Here is a 13686-nt window from a genome sequence, read left to right as displayed (position 1 = left end):
CGCCGGACGGAGGCGCTAGAAGGCGCCGGTCGCGGGCCGGGAGGTGCGGCGCGACGGGAGCATCACGCGCATGGTGCAGCCCGTGTCCGTGTCGGCGACCTCGACCGTGCCTCCGTGGAGCGTGACCGCCCAGCGCACGATCGACAGCCCGAGACCGGTGCCGCCCGTGGAGATCTGCCCGGTGATCGCCGGGGTGTTGCCGCGCGCGAACCGCTCGAAGACGCGCTGCCGCTGGTCCGCTGCGATCCCGGGGCCCTGGTCGACGACGTCGATCCGCACCCAGCCGCCCGCGCGGTGCGCCTCGAGCCGGACCGGCGCGCCGCGCGGGGAGTGCCGCACCGCGTTCTGCACGAGGTTCGCGACCACCTGGTGCAGGCGCTCGCGGTCGGCGGGCACCGTGAGGTCCGCCGGCTCGACCTGCACCGGGAACGTGAGGTCCTTCGAGGAGCCCACCAGCCGGCCCTCCTGCGCGGCCTCCTCGAGGAACTGCTGCAGCGGCACCTCCGTGACCTGCAGGTCGACCGCGCCGGCCTCGAGCCGCGACAGGTCGAGCAGGGTGGCGACGAGCCTGCTGAGCCGCTGCGTCTGGGCGAGCGCCGCCCGCATGGACTCCGGGTCGGGGTCGCTCACCCCGTCGACGATGTTCTCGAGCTGGGCCTGGAGCGCGGTGACCGGGGTGCGCAGCTCGTGCGAGACGTTCGCGACCATCTCGCGGCGCAGGGAGTCGGCCTGCTCGAGGTCGTCCGCCATGCGGTTGAACGCCGCCGCGAGCTCGCCGACCTCGTCGCGGCTCGTCGCGCGCACGCGGCGGCTGTAGTCGCCCGCCGCCATGGCCCGCGCGGCCGCGGTCATCTCCCGGAGCGGCGACGTCATGCCGCGGGCGAGCACCTGCGTCATGACGAGGGCGATCACGATGACGATCGGGAACGTCCGCGTCGGCCCGAGCGCGTTGTTCAGCCCGATCCACGTCAGGAGCGCCGCGACGAACACCGCCGCCGCGACCAGCACGCCCAGCTTGATCTTGATGGAGCGCAGCCGGTCGAGCGGCCGCACGTCGGGCAGCCGCCCCACGCGCGGGCGCTGGTGCCGGGGGACCGTCACGCGCCGCCGCTGCCCGTGCCGGCCGGCTCCAGCGCGTAGCCCACGCCGTGCACCGTGCGGATCAGGTCCGCCCCGAGCTTCCTGCGCAAGGCCTTCACGTGGGAGTCGACGGTGCGCGTCCCGGAGGCGTCCACCCAGTCCCACACCTCGGCCAGCAGGCGCTCGCGCGTGAGCACGGTGCGCGGGCTGGCGGCGAGCGCGAGCAGCAGGTCGAACTCGGTCGGCGTGAGGTGCACCTCCTCGCCGGCGCGGTGCACGCGGCGCTGCGCGCGGTCGATGACGACGTCGCCGACCGCGACGGGCGGCTCGGCCTGGGGCGACACGGCGGCGAGCTCGGCGGCGAGCGCCGCGCGCTGCTGGCGCCGCAGCAGGGCCTTGACCCGCGCCACGAGCTCGCGCATCGAGAACGGCTTGGTCATGTAGTCGTCGGCGCCGACCCCGAGCCCGATGAGCATGTCGGTCTCGTCGTCCCGGGCGGTCAGCATGAGGACGGGGACGGGCCGGTCGGCCTGGATGCGGCGGCACACCTCGAGGCCGTCGATCCCCGGCAGCATCACGTCGAGCACGACGACGTCGGGGTTCAGCCGGGCGGCGGCGTCGACGGCCTGGAGACCGTCGCCGACGGTCTCCACCTGCCAGCCCTCGGCGGAGAGCCGCCGCGCGACCGCGGTGGCGATGGCGGGCTCGTCCTCGACGACGAGCACCGACGTGGACGCGGAGCCCGGGGCGCCCGCGGGGCTGCCGGCGGCACCGCCGGGACGGGAAGCGAACGTCATCGACCCAGCGTAGAGCGCGGGTGTGGAGGTTTCGTATGATCGACCCCACCATGAGCAGCTCAAGTCGCTGCCGGCGTCCTCCCCGGGCCGACGAGCCCGGGGGAGACCATGCCGGCCCTCCCTGCCTCCTGAACCTCCTCGCGGGGCCCCGCGCCCGTGCCGGGGCCGACCCCCGCCGGGGTGGCCCGTGCTGACCGAGTGGCTGCTCGTGCTGCTCGGCGTCGTGCTGACCGCCGGGACCGCCGTGTTCGTCGCCAGCGAGTTCTCGCTGGTCACGCTGGACCCGGGCGTGGTCGACCGCCAGACCCGCCCCGACGACCGCCGCGGCCAGAGCGTCCTCAAGGCGCTGCGCCGGCTGTCCACCGAGCTCTCCGGCGCCCAGGTCGGCATCACCGTCACCACGGTGCTGCTCGGCTACACCACCCAGCCGGCGGTGAGCCGGCTGCTGGGCGGTCCGCTGCGGGACTCCGTCCTCGGCGCGGCGGCCGGCGGCGTCGTCGCGGTGGTCCTGACCCTCGTGCTCGTCAACGGGTTCTCCATGCTGTTCGGCGAGCTGGTGCCCAAGAACTTCGCGATCAGCCGGCCGCTCGCGACCGCCCGGTGGGTCGCGCCGCTGCAGCGGGGGTTCACGACGGCGCTGCGCCCGCTCATCACGCTGTTCAACTCGAGCGCGAACGCGCTGCTGCGGCGCGTGGGCGTCGAGCCGCGCGAGGAGCTGTCCGGCGGCCGGTCGCCGCAGGAGCTCGCCGCGCTGGTCCGGCGGTCCGCGCAGGTCGGCACCCTCGACGCGTCGACCGCGGTGCTCATCACGAACTCCATCGACTTCTCCGACCTCACCGCGGTCGACGTCATGACCGACCGGCAGCGCGTCGTCGTGCTGCGCCGGGAGGACACCGCGGCGGACGTCGTGCGGCTGTCCCGCGAGACCGGGCACTCCCGGTTCCCGGTGATCGGCGACGACTCGGACGACGTGGTCGGGATGGTGCACCTGCGCCGCGCGATCGCGGTGCCGCACGAGCGCCGTGGCGAGGTGCCGGCGGCGGCGCTGATGGTCGACGCCCCGCGCGTGCCGGAGACCGTGCACCTCGGCCCGCTGCTGGTGGAGCTGCGCGAGCACGGCCTGCAGATGGCGGTGGTCGTGGACGAGTACGGCGGCACGTCCGGCGTGGTCACCCTGGAGGACGTCGTCGAGGAGCTGGTGGGTGACGTCGCCGACGAGCACGACCGGCGCCGCACGACCGCGTCCCGGCGCGCCGACGGAGCCTGGGAGGTCTCCGGGCTGCTGCGGCCGGACGAGCTCACCGAGACCACCGGCCTGGTGGTCCCGGAGGACGGCCGGTACGAGACGCTCGGCGGCCTGGTGATGGCCGCGCTCGGGCGGGTCCCGGAGGTGGGCGACGAGGTGCAGGCGGGTGCCGTCCTGCTCCGTGTGGAGTCGATGAGCCGCCGCCGGGTCGAGCGCGTCGTCGTGCGCCCGGCCGAGGCGCCGGTCGAGGACGAGGAGGCCGGCCGATGAGCAACGGGCTCGCCCTCGCCCTGGCGATCGCGCTGCTGGCCGGCAACGCGTTCTTCGTCGCGGCCGAGTTCGCGATCATCTCCGCCCGCCGCTCGTCCGTCGAGCCGAAGGCCGAGGCGGGCGACCGCCGCGCCGTGACCGTGCTGTGGGCGATGGAGCACGTCTCGCTGATGCTCGCGTGCGCGCAGCTCGGCGTGACCGTGTGCTCCACCAGTCTCGGCCTGGTGGCGGAGCCGGCGATCGCGCACCTCATCGAGGACCCGCTGCACGCCCTGGGGGTGAGCACGAGCCTCGCGCACCCGATCGCGTTCGTGGTGGCCCTGGTCGTCGTGGTGTACCTGCACGTCGTGCTCGGCGAGATGGTGCCCAAGAACCTCGCCGTGTCCGGTCCGGACCGCGCCGTGCTGGTGTTCGGCCCGCCGCTGGTGTGGCTGGCGCGCGTGGTGCGGCCGGTCATCGGGGGCCTGAACTGGGTGGCGAACCACGTGCTGCGGCTGTTCGGCGTGGACCCCCGGGACGAGGTGGCGTCGGCGTTCACCGCCCAGGAGGTGCAGTCGATCGTCGAGCAGTCGCAGGCCGAGGGCCTGCTGGCCGACGAGCAGGGCCTGCTGTCCGGTGCGCTGGAGTTCTCCGACCGCACCGCCGCCGAGGTCATGGTGCCGGTGGCGGACCTCGTGCCCGTCCCGGCGGACGTCACGCCCGAGGACGTCGAGCGTCTCGTCGCCCGCACCGGGTACAGCCGGTTCCCCGTGCTGGGCCGCGACGGCAGCCCGACCGGGTACCTGCACGTGAAGGACGTCCTGTACGCCGACGACGCGTCCCGGCGGCTGCCGGTGCCGGCCTGGCGGGTGCGGGCGCTCGCGGTCGTGTCGCCCGGCGACGAGGTGGAGGCGGCGCTCGCGGCCATGCAGCGCTCCGGCGTCCACCTCGCGCGGGTCGAGGCGGACGGCAGGGCCGTCGGCGTCGTGTTCCTGGAGGACATCCTCGAGGAGCTGGTCGGCGAGGTGCGGGACGCGATGCAGCGCGGGGCCGTCCGGCGCTGACCGCGGCGGGCGGCGGTGGCGTGCCCGCGGGGGCCGGTTCGCCCGTCCGTGGGACCTTCGTCACACGTCCGGGTGGCCCCGGTGGGTGATCCGGGGCGACACGCCGATGATCCGTCAACGATCTCGCCGTCAGGGGGTTGGAGCGCCGCCGTGCGCCCGTTATGGTTTCGTGATCGTCCCCCCGGGAGTCGTCACCGCGGTTGGTCCGTGCCCGCCTCCCGGGACGGGATCCCTCGACCACCCGCGAGCATCGGAGGCCCCGTGGCGTCGCACAGCGCGCAGCCTGCCGCCACCGGTTCCCCGACCCGTCGCCAGCTCCGTGAGGCGTCCCGCCACGCCGCCGCCCCGCGCGCCGCAGCGCCGGCGGCCGCCGCGCCGGCGGCCTGCGACCACCGCGCGGGGCCGCTCGCCCGGTGGGGCACCCGCGCCGGGGTCCTGGTGACGCTGGCGGCCGTGACGGTCGCCGTCCCGCTCTCGCAGCAGTCCGCGCGCAGCGACGACGGGTACACCGACGCGCAGGCCGACGCGACGCTGCCGAGCACCGTGGAGGCGCTGACGTCCTCCCCGGCGGCCGTGCTGCCGCCCGCGTCCCTCGTCTCCACCGACGCGACCGCCGTGCGCGCGCAGGTCGACGTGAGCCGCTCCGAGGAGCGCGAGATCCTGCCGGGGTGCAGCGGCGAGGCCGGCACCGACAGCGCGAACGGCCAGCTGCCCGCGTCCGACCTCTGCTACCTGTGGGACGGCACGACGCAGATCCGGGCGGACGCCGCCGAGGCGCTCGCCGAGCTCAACGCGATGTGGGTCACGCGGTTCGGCACCGACCTGTGCCTGTCGAGCGGGTACCGCACCCTCGCCGAGCAGCGCGCGGTCAAGGCGGCGAAGGGCGGCCTGGCCGCGCCGGCCGGCCGCAGCAACCACGGCTGGGGCCTGGCGGTCGACCTGTGCAGCTCGCAGACCACCGGCGCCCAGTGGGACTGGCTGAACGAGAACGCCCCGGTGTTCGGCTGGGAGAACCCGGCGTGGGCCCGCCCGGGCGGCAGCGGCCCGTACGAGCGCTGGCACTGGGAGTACACGAAGGGCGTCATGGCCGACGGCGAGTACTACGGCTGACGCCGACCGACCCTCCTGCGTGCACGAAGGCCCCGCCGGTCACCGGCGGGGCCTTCGTCGTCCGTGCGGGGCGGCGTCTCAGACGAGCGTCATGCCCCAGGTCACCTCGTGGCTCGCGCCGGGCTCGAGGCGCACGAGGCGCTCGCCGGTCCGGAAGGCGTCGGCGATGCAGCTCATGGGCTCGGCGGCGACCCCGCGGCGGTCGATCAGCGGGATGCCGTCGCCGGTGCACACCTGCCAGGTGTCCATCGAGCCGTCCATCCACATCGCCGCCCCGTGCCCGTCCGGAGCGCCGAGCACGATCCAGGACAGGCCGTCGGCGTCGCGCGTGACGTCGACGAACGCGTCGTCCAGGGCGGTGCCGGCGAGCGGCTGCGGCGTGCGGCGGTCCTCGGCGCCCGCGAGCGGCCGGGTGCCGGTCGGCAGCAGGCGCTCGTCGTTCGTCACCTGCGACGTCGCGTCGACGCGCAGCGTGCAGTCGTCCACGGCGGCGTCACCGGGGGAGAGCCACGGGTGGAACCCGATGCCGTACGGCGCGGCCGTGCCGGACAGGTTCGTGGTCACGACGTGCACGCGCAGGCCCGCGTCGGACAGCGCGTACGTGACGTCGAGGCGCAGCGACCACGGGTAGCCGGGTGTCGGCACCAGGTCGTGCCGCAGCGTGACCGAGGCGTCGTCGCCCGCGACCCGCTCGAACCGGACGTGCGCGACGAGGCCGTGCAGCGCGGTGCCGCGGTCCGGCTCGGTCACGGGGACCTGGTACCCGGTGCCCTCCCAGGTGTACTGCCCGTCACGCAGGCGGTTCGGCCACGGGGCCAGGACCGCCCCGGAGTAGGCGGGCGCGAGGACGTCCTCGGCGAACGGGAGCACGACGTCGCGCCCCCCGACGGCGTAGGTGCGGACGCTGGCGCCGACCTCGGCGATCGTGGCGCGGTGCGCGCCGTGCGCGAGGGAGTGCTGGCGTCCGGACGGGGCTGGGCTGTTCACGCTCACACCGTAGTGGCTCGCGCCGCGCCCCGGCCGGGACCGCGCCCCGCGTGCGGTGGCCCTGCTCGTGGGGTCTCCCGGCAGCCGGTAGCCTGGACCGTCGTGGCAGCCACCGACTTCCCCGCCGAGATCCGCGACCTGCGCAGCACGCTCCAGTCGATCCAGGCGGTGTCCGACCCCACGGCCCTCCGGGCGAAGATCGCCGACCTCTCCGAGAAGGCGTCGGCCCCGGACCTGTGGGACGACCCCGAGTCCGCGCAGAAGGTCACGAGCGCGCTGAGCGCCGCGCAGTCCGAGCTGGACCGCGTCGACAGGCTCGGCGGTCGCATCGACGACCTGGAGACCCTGGTCGAGATGGCGACGGAGGACGGCGGCGACGCCGAGACGCTCGCCGAGGCCGAGGCCGAGCTGGTGACCATCCGCAAGGACCTCGGCGAGCTCGAGGTCCGCACGCTCCTGAACGGCGAGTACGACCAGCGCGAGGCCGTCGTGACGATCCGCGCGGGCGCCGGCGGCGTCGACGCGGCGGACTTCGCCGAGATGCTCATGCGGATGTACCTGCGCTGGGCCGAGCGGCACGGCTACCCGACCACGGTGCTCGACACCTCGTACGCGGAGGAGGCGGGACTGAAGTCGGCGACGTTCGAGGTGAAGGCGCCCTACGCGTTCGGGCACCTGTCGGTCGAGGCCGGGACGCACCGGCTGGTCCGCATCTCGCCGTTCGACAACCAGGGCCGCCGGCAGACGTCGTTCGCCGCGGTCGAGGTGATCCCGCTGATCGAGCAGAGCGACGACAACATCGAGATCCCCGAGTCGGAGATCAAGGTCGACGTGTTCCGCTCCTCGGGTCCGGGCGGGCAGTCGGTCAACACGACCGACTCCGCGGTCCGCATGACGCACCTCCCGACCGGCATCGTCGTGTCGATGCAGAACGAGAAGTCGCAGATCCAGAACCGCGCGGCCGCGCTGCGCGTCCTGCAGTCCCGCCTGCTCCTGGTCCGCAGGGCCGAGGAGGACGCGAAGAAGAAGGAGCTCGCGGGCGACATCAAGGCGTCCTGGGGCGACCAGATGCGGTCCTACGTGCTGCACCCGTACCAGATGGTCAAGGACCTGCGGACCGAGCACGAGGTCGGCAACACCTCGGCGGTGTTCGACGGGGACATCGACGGGTTCATCGAGGCGGGCATCCGCTGGCGGCGGTCCCCGCAGGACTGAAAACCGGGACGTTCCGGGCTATTCGGGCGGCCTCGCGCGTTGACGGGGCCGGTCGCCCGTTCTCACAGGGAACCGACGGCGTGTCACGGTCCGGTCACGACGGGGCGCTGCCTACGCTCGTCGCGGCCAGGACCGCACCACCCTCCCGTCCCCCAGCACTGGCCGCACCGTTGTGATCAGATTCGAGAACGTCACCAAGGTCTACGCGCGCGGCGCGCGCCCCGCGCTGGACCAGGTCACCTTGGACGTCGAACGCGGCGAGTTCGTGTTCCTCGTCGGGGCGTCCGGCTCCGGGAAGTCCACCTTCCTGCGCCTCGTGCTGCGTGAGGAGCGGCCGTCGGCCGGGCGCGTCTTCGTCGCGGGCAAGGACCTCACCACGCTGTCGTCGTGGAAGGTCCCGCAGCTGCGGCGCCAGATCGGCGCGGTGTTCCAGGACTTCCGCCTGCTGCACAACAAGACCGTCTTCGAGAACGTGGCGTTCGCGCTCCAGGTCATCGGCAAGCCGCGCCACCACATCCTGACGACCGTCCCGGACGTGCTGGAGATGGTGGGGCTGGCCGGCAAGGAGAAGCGCCGGCCCCACGAGCTGTCCGGCGGCGAGCAGCAGCGTGTCGCGATCGCGCGGGCCTTCGTCAACCGGCCGTCGATCCTCCTGGCGGACGAGCCGACCGGCAACCTCGACCCGACGACCTCCCTGGGGATCATGCGCCTGCTCGACCGGATCAACCGCACGGGTACCACGGTCGTCATGGCCACCCACGACGACGAGATCGTCGACCAGATGCGCAAGCGCGTCGTCGAGCTCTCCGGCGGCGAGATGGTGCGCGACCAGTCGCGCGGCGTCTACGGCTCGGACCGCTGAGGGAGGGGCAGACGTGCGACTGCAGTTCATCCTCTCCGAGATCGGCATCGGCCTGCGCCGGAACCTGTCGATGGCGGTGTCGGTCGTCCTCGTGACGTTCGTGTCGCTGTCGTTCGTGGGTGCCGCGGCGCTGCTGCAGATGCAGATCACCAAGATGAAGGACGACTGGTACGGCAAGGTCGAGGTCGCGGTGTACCTGTGCCCCGCGGGCGAGTCCCCGGAGCCGACGTGCGCCGGTGGCGAGGTCACCGACGAGCAGAAGCAGGCGATCCGGGACGCGCTCGACGCCCCCGACGTCGCGCCGTACATCGAGAAGATTTCCGAGGAGTCCAAGGAGCAGGCGTACGAGACGTTCGAGCGCCAGTTCGACGGGCAGTTCTGGGCCCAGATCACGACGGTCGACGACATGAACGAGTCGCTGCGCATCAAGCTCACCGACCCGGAGAAGTTCGAGGTCGTCGCGGACGTGCTCCAGGGCCGCCAGGGCGTCGAGAACGTGCAGGACCAGCGCGAGCTCTACAACTCCCTGTTCCGGGTGCTCAACAGCGCGACGCTGCTGTCCCTGGGCCTGGCCGGCGTGATGCTGCTCGCCGCGGTGCTCCTCATCACCACGACCATCCGGCTGTCGGCGATGAGCCGCCGGCGGGAGACCGGGATCATGCGCATGGTCGGCGCCTCCAACCTGTTCATCCAGCTGCCGTTCATGCTCGAGGGTGCGATCGCGGCCACCATCGGCGCCGCGCTGTCCGTGGCGGGGCTGTGGGCCGGCGTGCAGTACCTGGTCAGCGACTGGCTCGGAGGGCAGGTCGCCTGGATCCCGTACGTCACCACCAACGAGGTGTGGCAGATCGCACCGTTCCTCGTCGTCGCCGCCGTCGTGCTCGCCGCGATCTCGTCCCTGGTCACCCTCAGCCGCTACACGAAGGTCTGACATGCGCCGCAGCCGCCCGCACCGTCCCCGGGGCCGGCGCCCCCTCGCGGGGCTGCTCGCCGGCGTCCTGGCCGTCCTCGTCGGCGTCACCGCCGCGGGCTCGGCGGCCGGCGACGACCTCGACGACCAGCAGTCGCAGCTCGAGCAGCGGCAGCAGGCGAACGACCAGCAGCGCGCCGACGCCGAGGCTGCGCTCGAGGGGCTGAGCGAGGAGCTGGCGCAGACGGCGCAGGAGCTGCTCGCGGTCCAGCAGCAGCTCGGCCCGGCGCGCGAGGCGCTGTCCGCCGCGGAGGAGGCCCTCGCGGGCTACGAGCGGGAGGCCGCGCTGATCGCCGCGCGGCTCCAGGACGCCCAGGACCAGCAGGCGTCGATCTCGGCCACCATCGAGCAGGACTCGGCGCGCGCCGACGAGATCCGCTCCCAGATCGGCCAGCTCGCCCGGCAGGCGTACCAGGGGGGACCGGAGCTCTCCGGCCTGAGCGTGGTCATGGAGGCGCAGTCCGTCGAGGAGTTCACCGAGCAGTACAGCCTCGCGACCGCCGCGCAGCGCGCGCAGTCCGAGGTGCTCGACGAGCTCGCCGCGATCAGCGCCGACAACCGCAACAGCCAGGCGCGCCTCACCGCGGTGGGCGACCGGATCGCGGAGCTCAAGGACGAGGCGGACGCGAAGGTCGCCCAGGCCGAGGCGGCGCGCCAGGAGGCCGCGGACCGCGAGGCCGAGGTCGAGCGCCTGGTCGCCGAGCAGACCGCCAAGAAGAAGCAGATCGAGCAGCAGAAGTCGGCCGCGCAGGCCGAGGTCGACCAGATCGACGCCGAGGCCGCGGCCATCCGGAAGAAGCTCGAGCAGGTCGCGGCCCAGCAGCGCGAGCGCGCCGCCGCCGCGGCCGCCGCCGCGGGGACCGCCCCGCCCCCGGCCCCCAGCGGCACCGTGAGCGGCGCGCTGTTCGGCAACCCGACCTCGATCAGCCCGATCTACGTCACCAGCGAGTACGGGATGCGCCTGCACCCGATCCTCGGGTACTACCGCCTGCACGCCGGCATCGACCTGCGCACGTGGTGCGGCACCCCGATCTACGCCGCCAAGGAGGGCACCGTGCAGTGGGCCCAGTGGCGCAACGGGTTCGGCAACCAGGTGATGGTCGACCACGGGCTGGTCGACGGGAACTCCCTGATGACCTCGTACAACCACATGACGAGCTTCGTGGTCGGGGGCGGCCAGGCGGTGTCCCGCGGCCAGCTGCTCGGCTACTCCGGCAACACGGGGACGTCGGCGGCCTGCCACCTGCACTTCGAGGTCTACGTCAACGGGGCCACGGTGAACCCGCGGCCGCTGCTCGGCCTGTAGCGGAATCCGCTGGGGGTGCGGCGCACCGGCCGATAGGCTGCTGCGTCGCCACGGCACACCGCCGCACGCCCGCACCCGCACGAAGGAGGACGCCCCCATGGCCAAGCAGACCGGCCGGTCGCTCGTCGCGTCCAACCGCAAGGCCCGCCACGACTACCTCATCGAGGACGTGTTCGAGGCCGGCGTCGTGCTGACCGGGACCGAGGTCAAGGCGCTGCGCGCCGGGCGGGCGTCGCTGGTGGACGGCTGGTGCTCGGTGGACGGCGGCGAGGCGTGGCTCGAGGGCGTCCACATCCCGGAGTACTCCCAGGGCACCTGGACCAACCACGCGCCGCGGCGCAAGCGGAAGCTGCTGCTGCACCGCGACGAGATCGACCGGCTCGAGGCGAAGACCCGCGAGAAGGGGCAGACGATCGTGCCGCTGTCCCTGTACTTCCTCGACGGGCGCGCGAAGGCCGAGATCGCGCTGGCCCGCGGCAAGAAGGAGTGGGACAAGCGGCAGGCCCTGCGCGAGCGGCAGGACAACCTCGAGGCGCAGCGGGCGATGCGGGAGAAGCGCGACCGCTGACGGTCGCCCCGGACCCGCACGCCCCGCCGGGGCACGTCAGGCGAGCGACGCCCGCAGCTCCGCCGGGTCGGTGGTCGGGCGGTCGCACACGAAGCCGCGGCACACGTACGCCGCGGCGCGTCCGCCGACCAGCGGCCGGTCCCGCAGCAGCCCCACCGCGTCCGCCGAACCGGCGACCTCGTCCGGGTCGCCCTGCGCGAGCACGAGCCCCGGCGCGGTCGCGCGCGCGGCGGTCCGGACCAGGGCCACCCGCCCCGGGTCGTCGGCCCGGCCCACCACCGCGACCTCGCGGGGACCGTCCAGGACGGCCTCCGCGACGGCGAGCGCCCACCCGACGGCCCGCGGGTGGCGGTGCGCGATTGACAGCGGGTCGGCGAGCGCGAGCTCTCCAGCCTGCCGGTCCGTCGCCGAGCCGGTGAGCGCCGCCCTCATCAGCAGGGCTCCCGCGGCGGCGGCCCCGGCGTTCGGGCTGGGGCCGTCCGCGACGTCCGGGCCGCCGGCGAGGCGGCCGACCACCGGGTCGGTCTGGTCGTCCGCGGTCGCTCGGAAGCCGTGGCCCGGTGCCCGGAACCGCGCCAGCACCGTGTCGAGCAGTGCCGACCCGCGGGCGGCCCAGCGGTGGTCGCCCGTCACGCCGCCCAGCACCAGCCAGCCCTCCGCGACGGCGGCGTAGTCCGCCAGGACGCCCGGCGCCGTCCCCACCGCGCCGTCACGCGACGTGCGGGCCAGCCGGGTCAGCCCGTCGCCGCCCTGGAGGGTGTGCACGCGGTGCAGCAGCTCGGCGGCGTCCTGCGCGGCGGCCACCCACTCCCGGCGCTCCAGCACCGCGCCCGCCTCGGCGAGCGCCGCGACCGCCAGGCCGTTCCACGCCGCCACCACCTTGTCGTCCCGGTGCGGCTGCGGGCGGGTCGCACGCGCCCGTAGCAGCGCCCGGCGCACGCGCTCGAGGCGGACCTCCTCGCGCGGGTCCGGCCCGGAGCGCAGCGTCAGCACCGACGCCCCGGACTCGAACGTGCCCGCGGGCGTCACCCCGAGCACGTCCGCCGCCCACGCCCCGTCCTCCGGCCCGAGCACGGCGGTCAGCTCCGCCGGGGTCCACACGTAGGTGGCGCCCTCGATGCCGGCCGTGTCCGCGTCGAGCGACGACGCGAAGCCGCCCTCGGGGGTGCGCAGGTCCCGCAGCAGGTGCTCCGCGGTCCCCTCGACGACGCGGCGCGCCAGGTCGGACCCCGTCAGCCGCCACCAGTGCGCGTACACCCGCAGCAGCATCGCGTTGTCCTCGAGCATCTTCTCGAAGTGCGGCACCGTCCATGTGGCGTCCACGGAGTAGCGCGCGAAGCCCCCGCCGACCTGGTCCGCCATGCCGCCGCGGGCCATCGCGCTCAGGGTGCCCCCGGCCATCGCCAGGGCGCGCTCGTCTCCGGTCCGGGCCGCGCGGCGCAGCAGCCACTCCAGCAGCGGCGACGGCGGGAACTTCGGGGCGCCGCCGAACCCGCCGTGCTCCGCGTCGTACGCGTCGGCGAGCGCCGTCAGGGCCAGGTCGCCGACCCGGGCGACGGCGGCCAGGTCGAGCGCGGGGGAGCCGGCGTCGGCGGCGGGGTCGCCAGTGCGGCCCGCGTCGCCGGGGTCGGGCGGCGGGGAGCCGTCGGTCCCACCCGCGCCGTCGCCCCGTCGCGCACCGGCGCCCGGTCCCGCGGCGCCGCCCACCGCCGCGAGCAGCTCCGCGGCCCCCGCCCGGACCTCGTCACGCCGCTCCCGCCAGGTCCGGGACAGGGCGTCGAGCACCTGGCGGAACGACGGCCGCCCCGCGACCGGCACCGGCGGGAAGTACGTCCCGCAGAAGAACGGGTCGCCGTCCGGGGTGGCGAACACCGTCATCGGCCAGCCGCCCTGCCCGGTCATCGCCTGGGTCGCGGCCATGTACGCCGCGTCCAGGTCCGGGCGCTCCTCGCGGTCCACCTTGATGTTCACGAACCCGCGGTTCATCACGGCGGCGACCTCCGGGTCCTCGAAGGACTCGTGCGCCATGACGTGGCACCAGTGGCAGGACGCGTAGCCGATCGACACCAGCAGCGGGACGTCCCGGCGGCGGGCCTCGGCCAGGGCATCCGGGCCCCACTCCCACCAGTCGACGGGGTTGCCGGCGTGCTGGCGCAGGTACGGGCTGGTGCTGCGGGCGAGGCGGTCGGCCATGCCCTCCACTGTCACCCGGGCGGCGCCGCGCCGCGAGCG

Annotated in this window: 12 protein-coding genes; 8 read left to right on the top strand and 4 right to left on the bottom strand. The window is 74.5% G+C overall.

Translation table 11 applies throughout. From position 1 onward, the window contains the following. Positions 1-15 precede the first annotated feature (15 nt). Both K5O09_RS12805 and K5O09_RS12800 read right to left on the bottom strand, forming a co-directional pair. Positions 16-1101, bottom strand: coding sequence for a HAMP domain-containing sensor histidine kinase (locus K5O09_RS12805; RefSeq protein WP_255595398.1), 1086 nt, complete (start codon positions 1099-1101; stop codon positions 16-18). Then, positions 1098-1877, bottom strand: a complete 780-nt coding sequence (locus K5O09_RS12800) for a response regulator transcription factor (RefSeq protein WP_222169900.1) — start codon at positions 1875-1877, stop codon at positions 1098-1100. Before K5O09_RS12800 ends, K5O09_RS12805 begins: the two co-directional genes overlap by 4 nt. Positions 1878-2064: 187 nt before the next feature. Here K5O09_RS12800 and K5O09_RS12795 point away from each other — a divergent pair, with 187 nt between their 5' ends. The 3 genes from K5O09_RS12795 to K5O09_RS12785 all read left to right on the top strand — a co-directional run bounded on the left by K5O09_RS12795 (position 2065) and on the right by K5O09_RS12785 (position 5546). Then, on the top strand, positions 2065-3393 hold the full coding sequence (locus K5O09_RS12795) for a hemolysin family protein (protein ID WP_222169899.1): 1329 nt from the start codon (positions 2065-2067) through the stop codon (positions 3391-3393). Further along, positions 3390-4436, top strand: a complete 1047-nt coding sequence (locus tag K5O09_RS12790; protein WP_222169898.1) for a hemolysin family protein — start codon at positions 3390-3392, stop codon at positions 4434-4436. The genes K5O09_RS12795 and K5O09_RS12790 overlap by 4 nt, the downstream gene beginning before the upstream one ends. 261 nt (positions 4437-4697) lie before the next feature. Then, a complete protein-coding gene (locus K5O09_RS12785) occupies positions 4698-5546 on the top strand; it encodes a M15 family metallopeptidase (protein ID WP_222169897.1) in 849 nt (282 codons plus the stop codon). A 78-nt stretch (positions 5547-5624) separates the two neighbouring features. Here the strand turns inward: K5O09_RS12785 and K5O09_RS12780 are convergent, their stop codons facing one another. Then, positions 5625-6533, bottom strand: coding sequence for an aldose 1-epimerase family protein (locus K5O09_RS12780; protein ID WP_222169896.1), 909 nt, complete (start codon positions 6531-6533; stop codon positions 5625-5627). Positions 6534-6635: 102 nt separating this feature from the next. On the opposite strand from K5O09_RS12780, the gene prfB reads away from it, so the two are divergent. The 5 genes from prfB (at position 6636) to smpB (ending at position 11454) form a co-directional block, all read left to right on the top strand. Next, positions 6636-7748 carry a peptide chain release factor 2 gene (prfB, locus tag K5O09_RS12775; protein WP_222169895.1) on the top strand — a complete coding sequence of 371 codons (1113 nt, stop codon included), beginning with the start codon at positions 6636-6638 and terminating at the stop codon, positions 7746-7748. 172 nt (positions 7749-7920) lie between these two features. Then, the gene (gene ftsE, locus K5O09_RS12770) at positions 7921-8610 is read left to right on the top strand and encodes a cell division ATP-binding protein FtsE (protein WP_222169894.1); all 690 of its coding nucleotides are present in this window, start codon (positions 7921-7923) and stop codon (positions 8608-8610) included. A 13-nt stretch (positions 8611-8623) separates the two neighbouring features. Next, a complete protein-coding gene (gene ftsX / locus K5O09_RS12765; RefSeq protein WP_222169893.1) occupies positions 8624-9541 on the top strand; it encodes a permease-like cell division protein FtsX in 918 nt (305 codons plus the stop codon). A 1-nt stretch (position 9542) separates the two neighbouring features. Next, positions 9543-10886, top strand: a complete 1344-nt coding sequence (locus K5O09_RS12760; RefSeq protein WP_222169892.1) for a M23 family metallopeptidase — start codon at positions 9543-9545, stop codon at positions 10884-10886. Between the two features lie 97 nt (positions 10887-10983). Then, positions 10984-11454 carry an SsrA-binding protein SmpB gene (smpB, locus tag K5O09_RS12755; protein ID WP_222169891.1) on the top strand — a complete coding sequence of 157 codons (471 nt, stop codon included), beginning with the start codon at positions 10984-10986 and terminating at the stop codon, positions 11452-11454. A gap of 36 nt (positions 11455-11490) precedes the next feature. On the opposite strand, the gene K5O09_RS12750 is transcribed toward smpB, so the two are convergent. Then, on the bottom strand, positions 11491-13647 hold the full coding sequence (locus tag K5O09_RS12750) for a thioredoxin domain-containing protein (RefSeq protein WP_222169890.1): 2157 nt from the start codon (positions 13645-13647) through the stop codon (positions 11491-11493). Positions 13648-13686 lie beyond the last annotated feature (39 nt).

This window comes from Cellulomonas sp. C5510 (assembly GCF_019797765.1).
GTDB lineage: Bacteria > Actinomycetota > Actinomycetes > Actinomycetales > Cellulomonadaceae > Cellulomonas.
Note: the sequence above shows the minus strand (reverse complement) of the source record. Positions and strands in the feature narration are given on the sequence as shown.

Excerpts from the sequence above, each read along its gene's own strand:
- K5O09_RS12790 (WP_222169898.1), top strand. The coding sequence starts at position 3,390 with ATGAGCAACGGGCTCGCCCTCGCCCTGGCGATCGCGCTGCTGGCCGGC.
- K5O09_RS12750 (WP_222169890.1), bottom strand. The coding sequence starts at position 13,647 with ATGGCCGACCGCCTCGCCCGCAGCACCAGCCCGTACCTGCGCCAGCAC.
- K5O09_RS12760 (WP_222169892.1), top strand. The coding sequence starts at position 9,543 with ATGCGCCGCAGCCGCCCGCACCGTCCCCGGGGCCGGCGCCCCCTCGCG.
- smpB (WP_222169891.1), top strand. The coding sequence starts at position 10,984 with ATGGCCAAGCAGACCGGCCGGTCGCTCGTCGCGTCCAACCGCAAGGCC.
- K5O09_RS12800 (WP_222169900.1), bottom strand. The coding sequence starts at position 1,877 with ATGACGTTCGCTTCCCGTCCCGGCGGTGCCGCCGGCAGCCCCGCGGGC.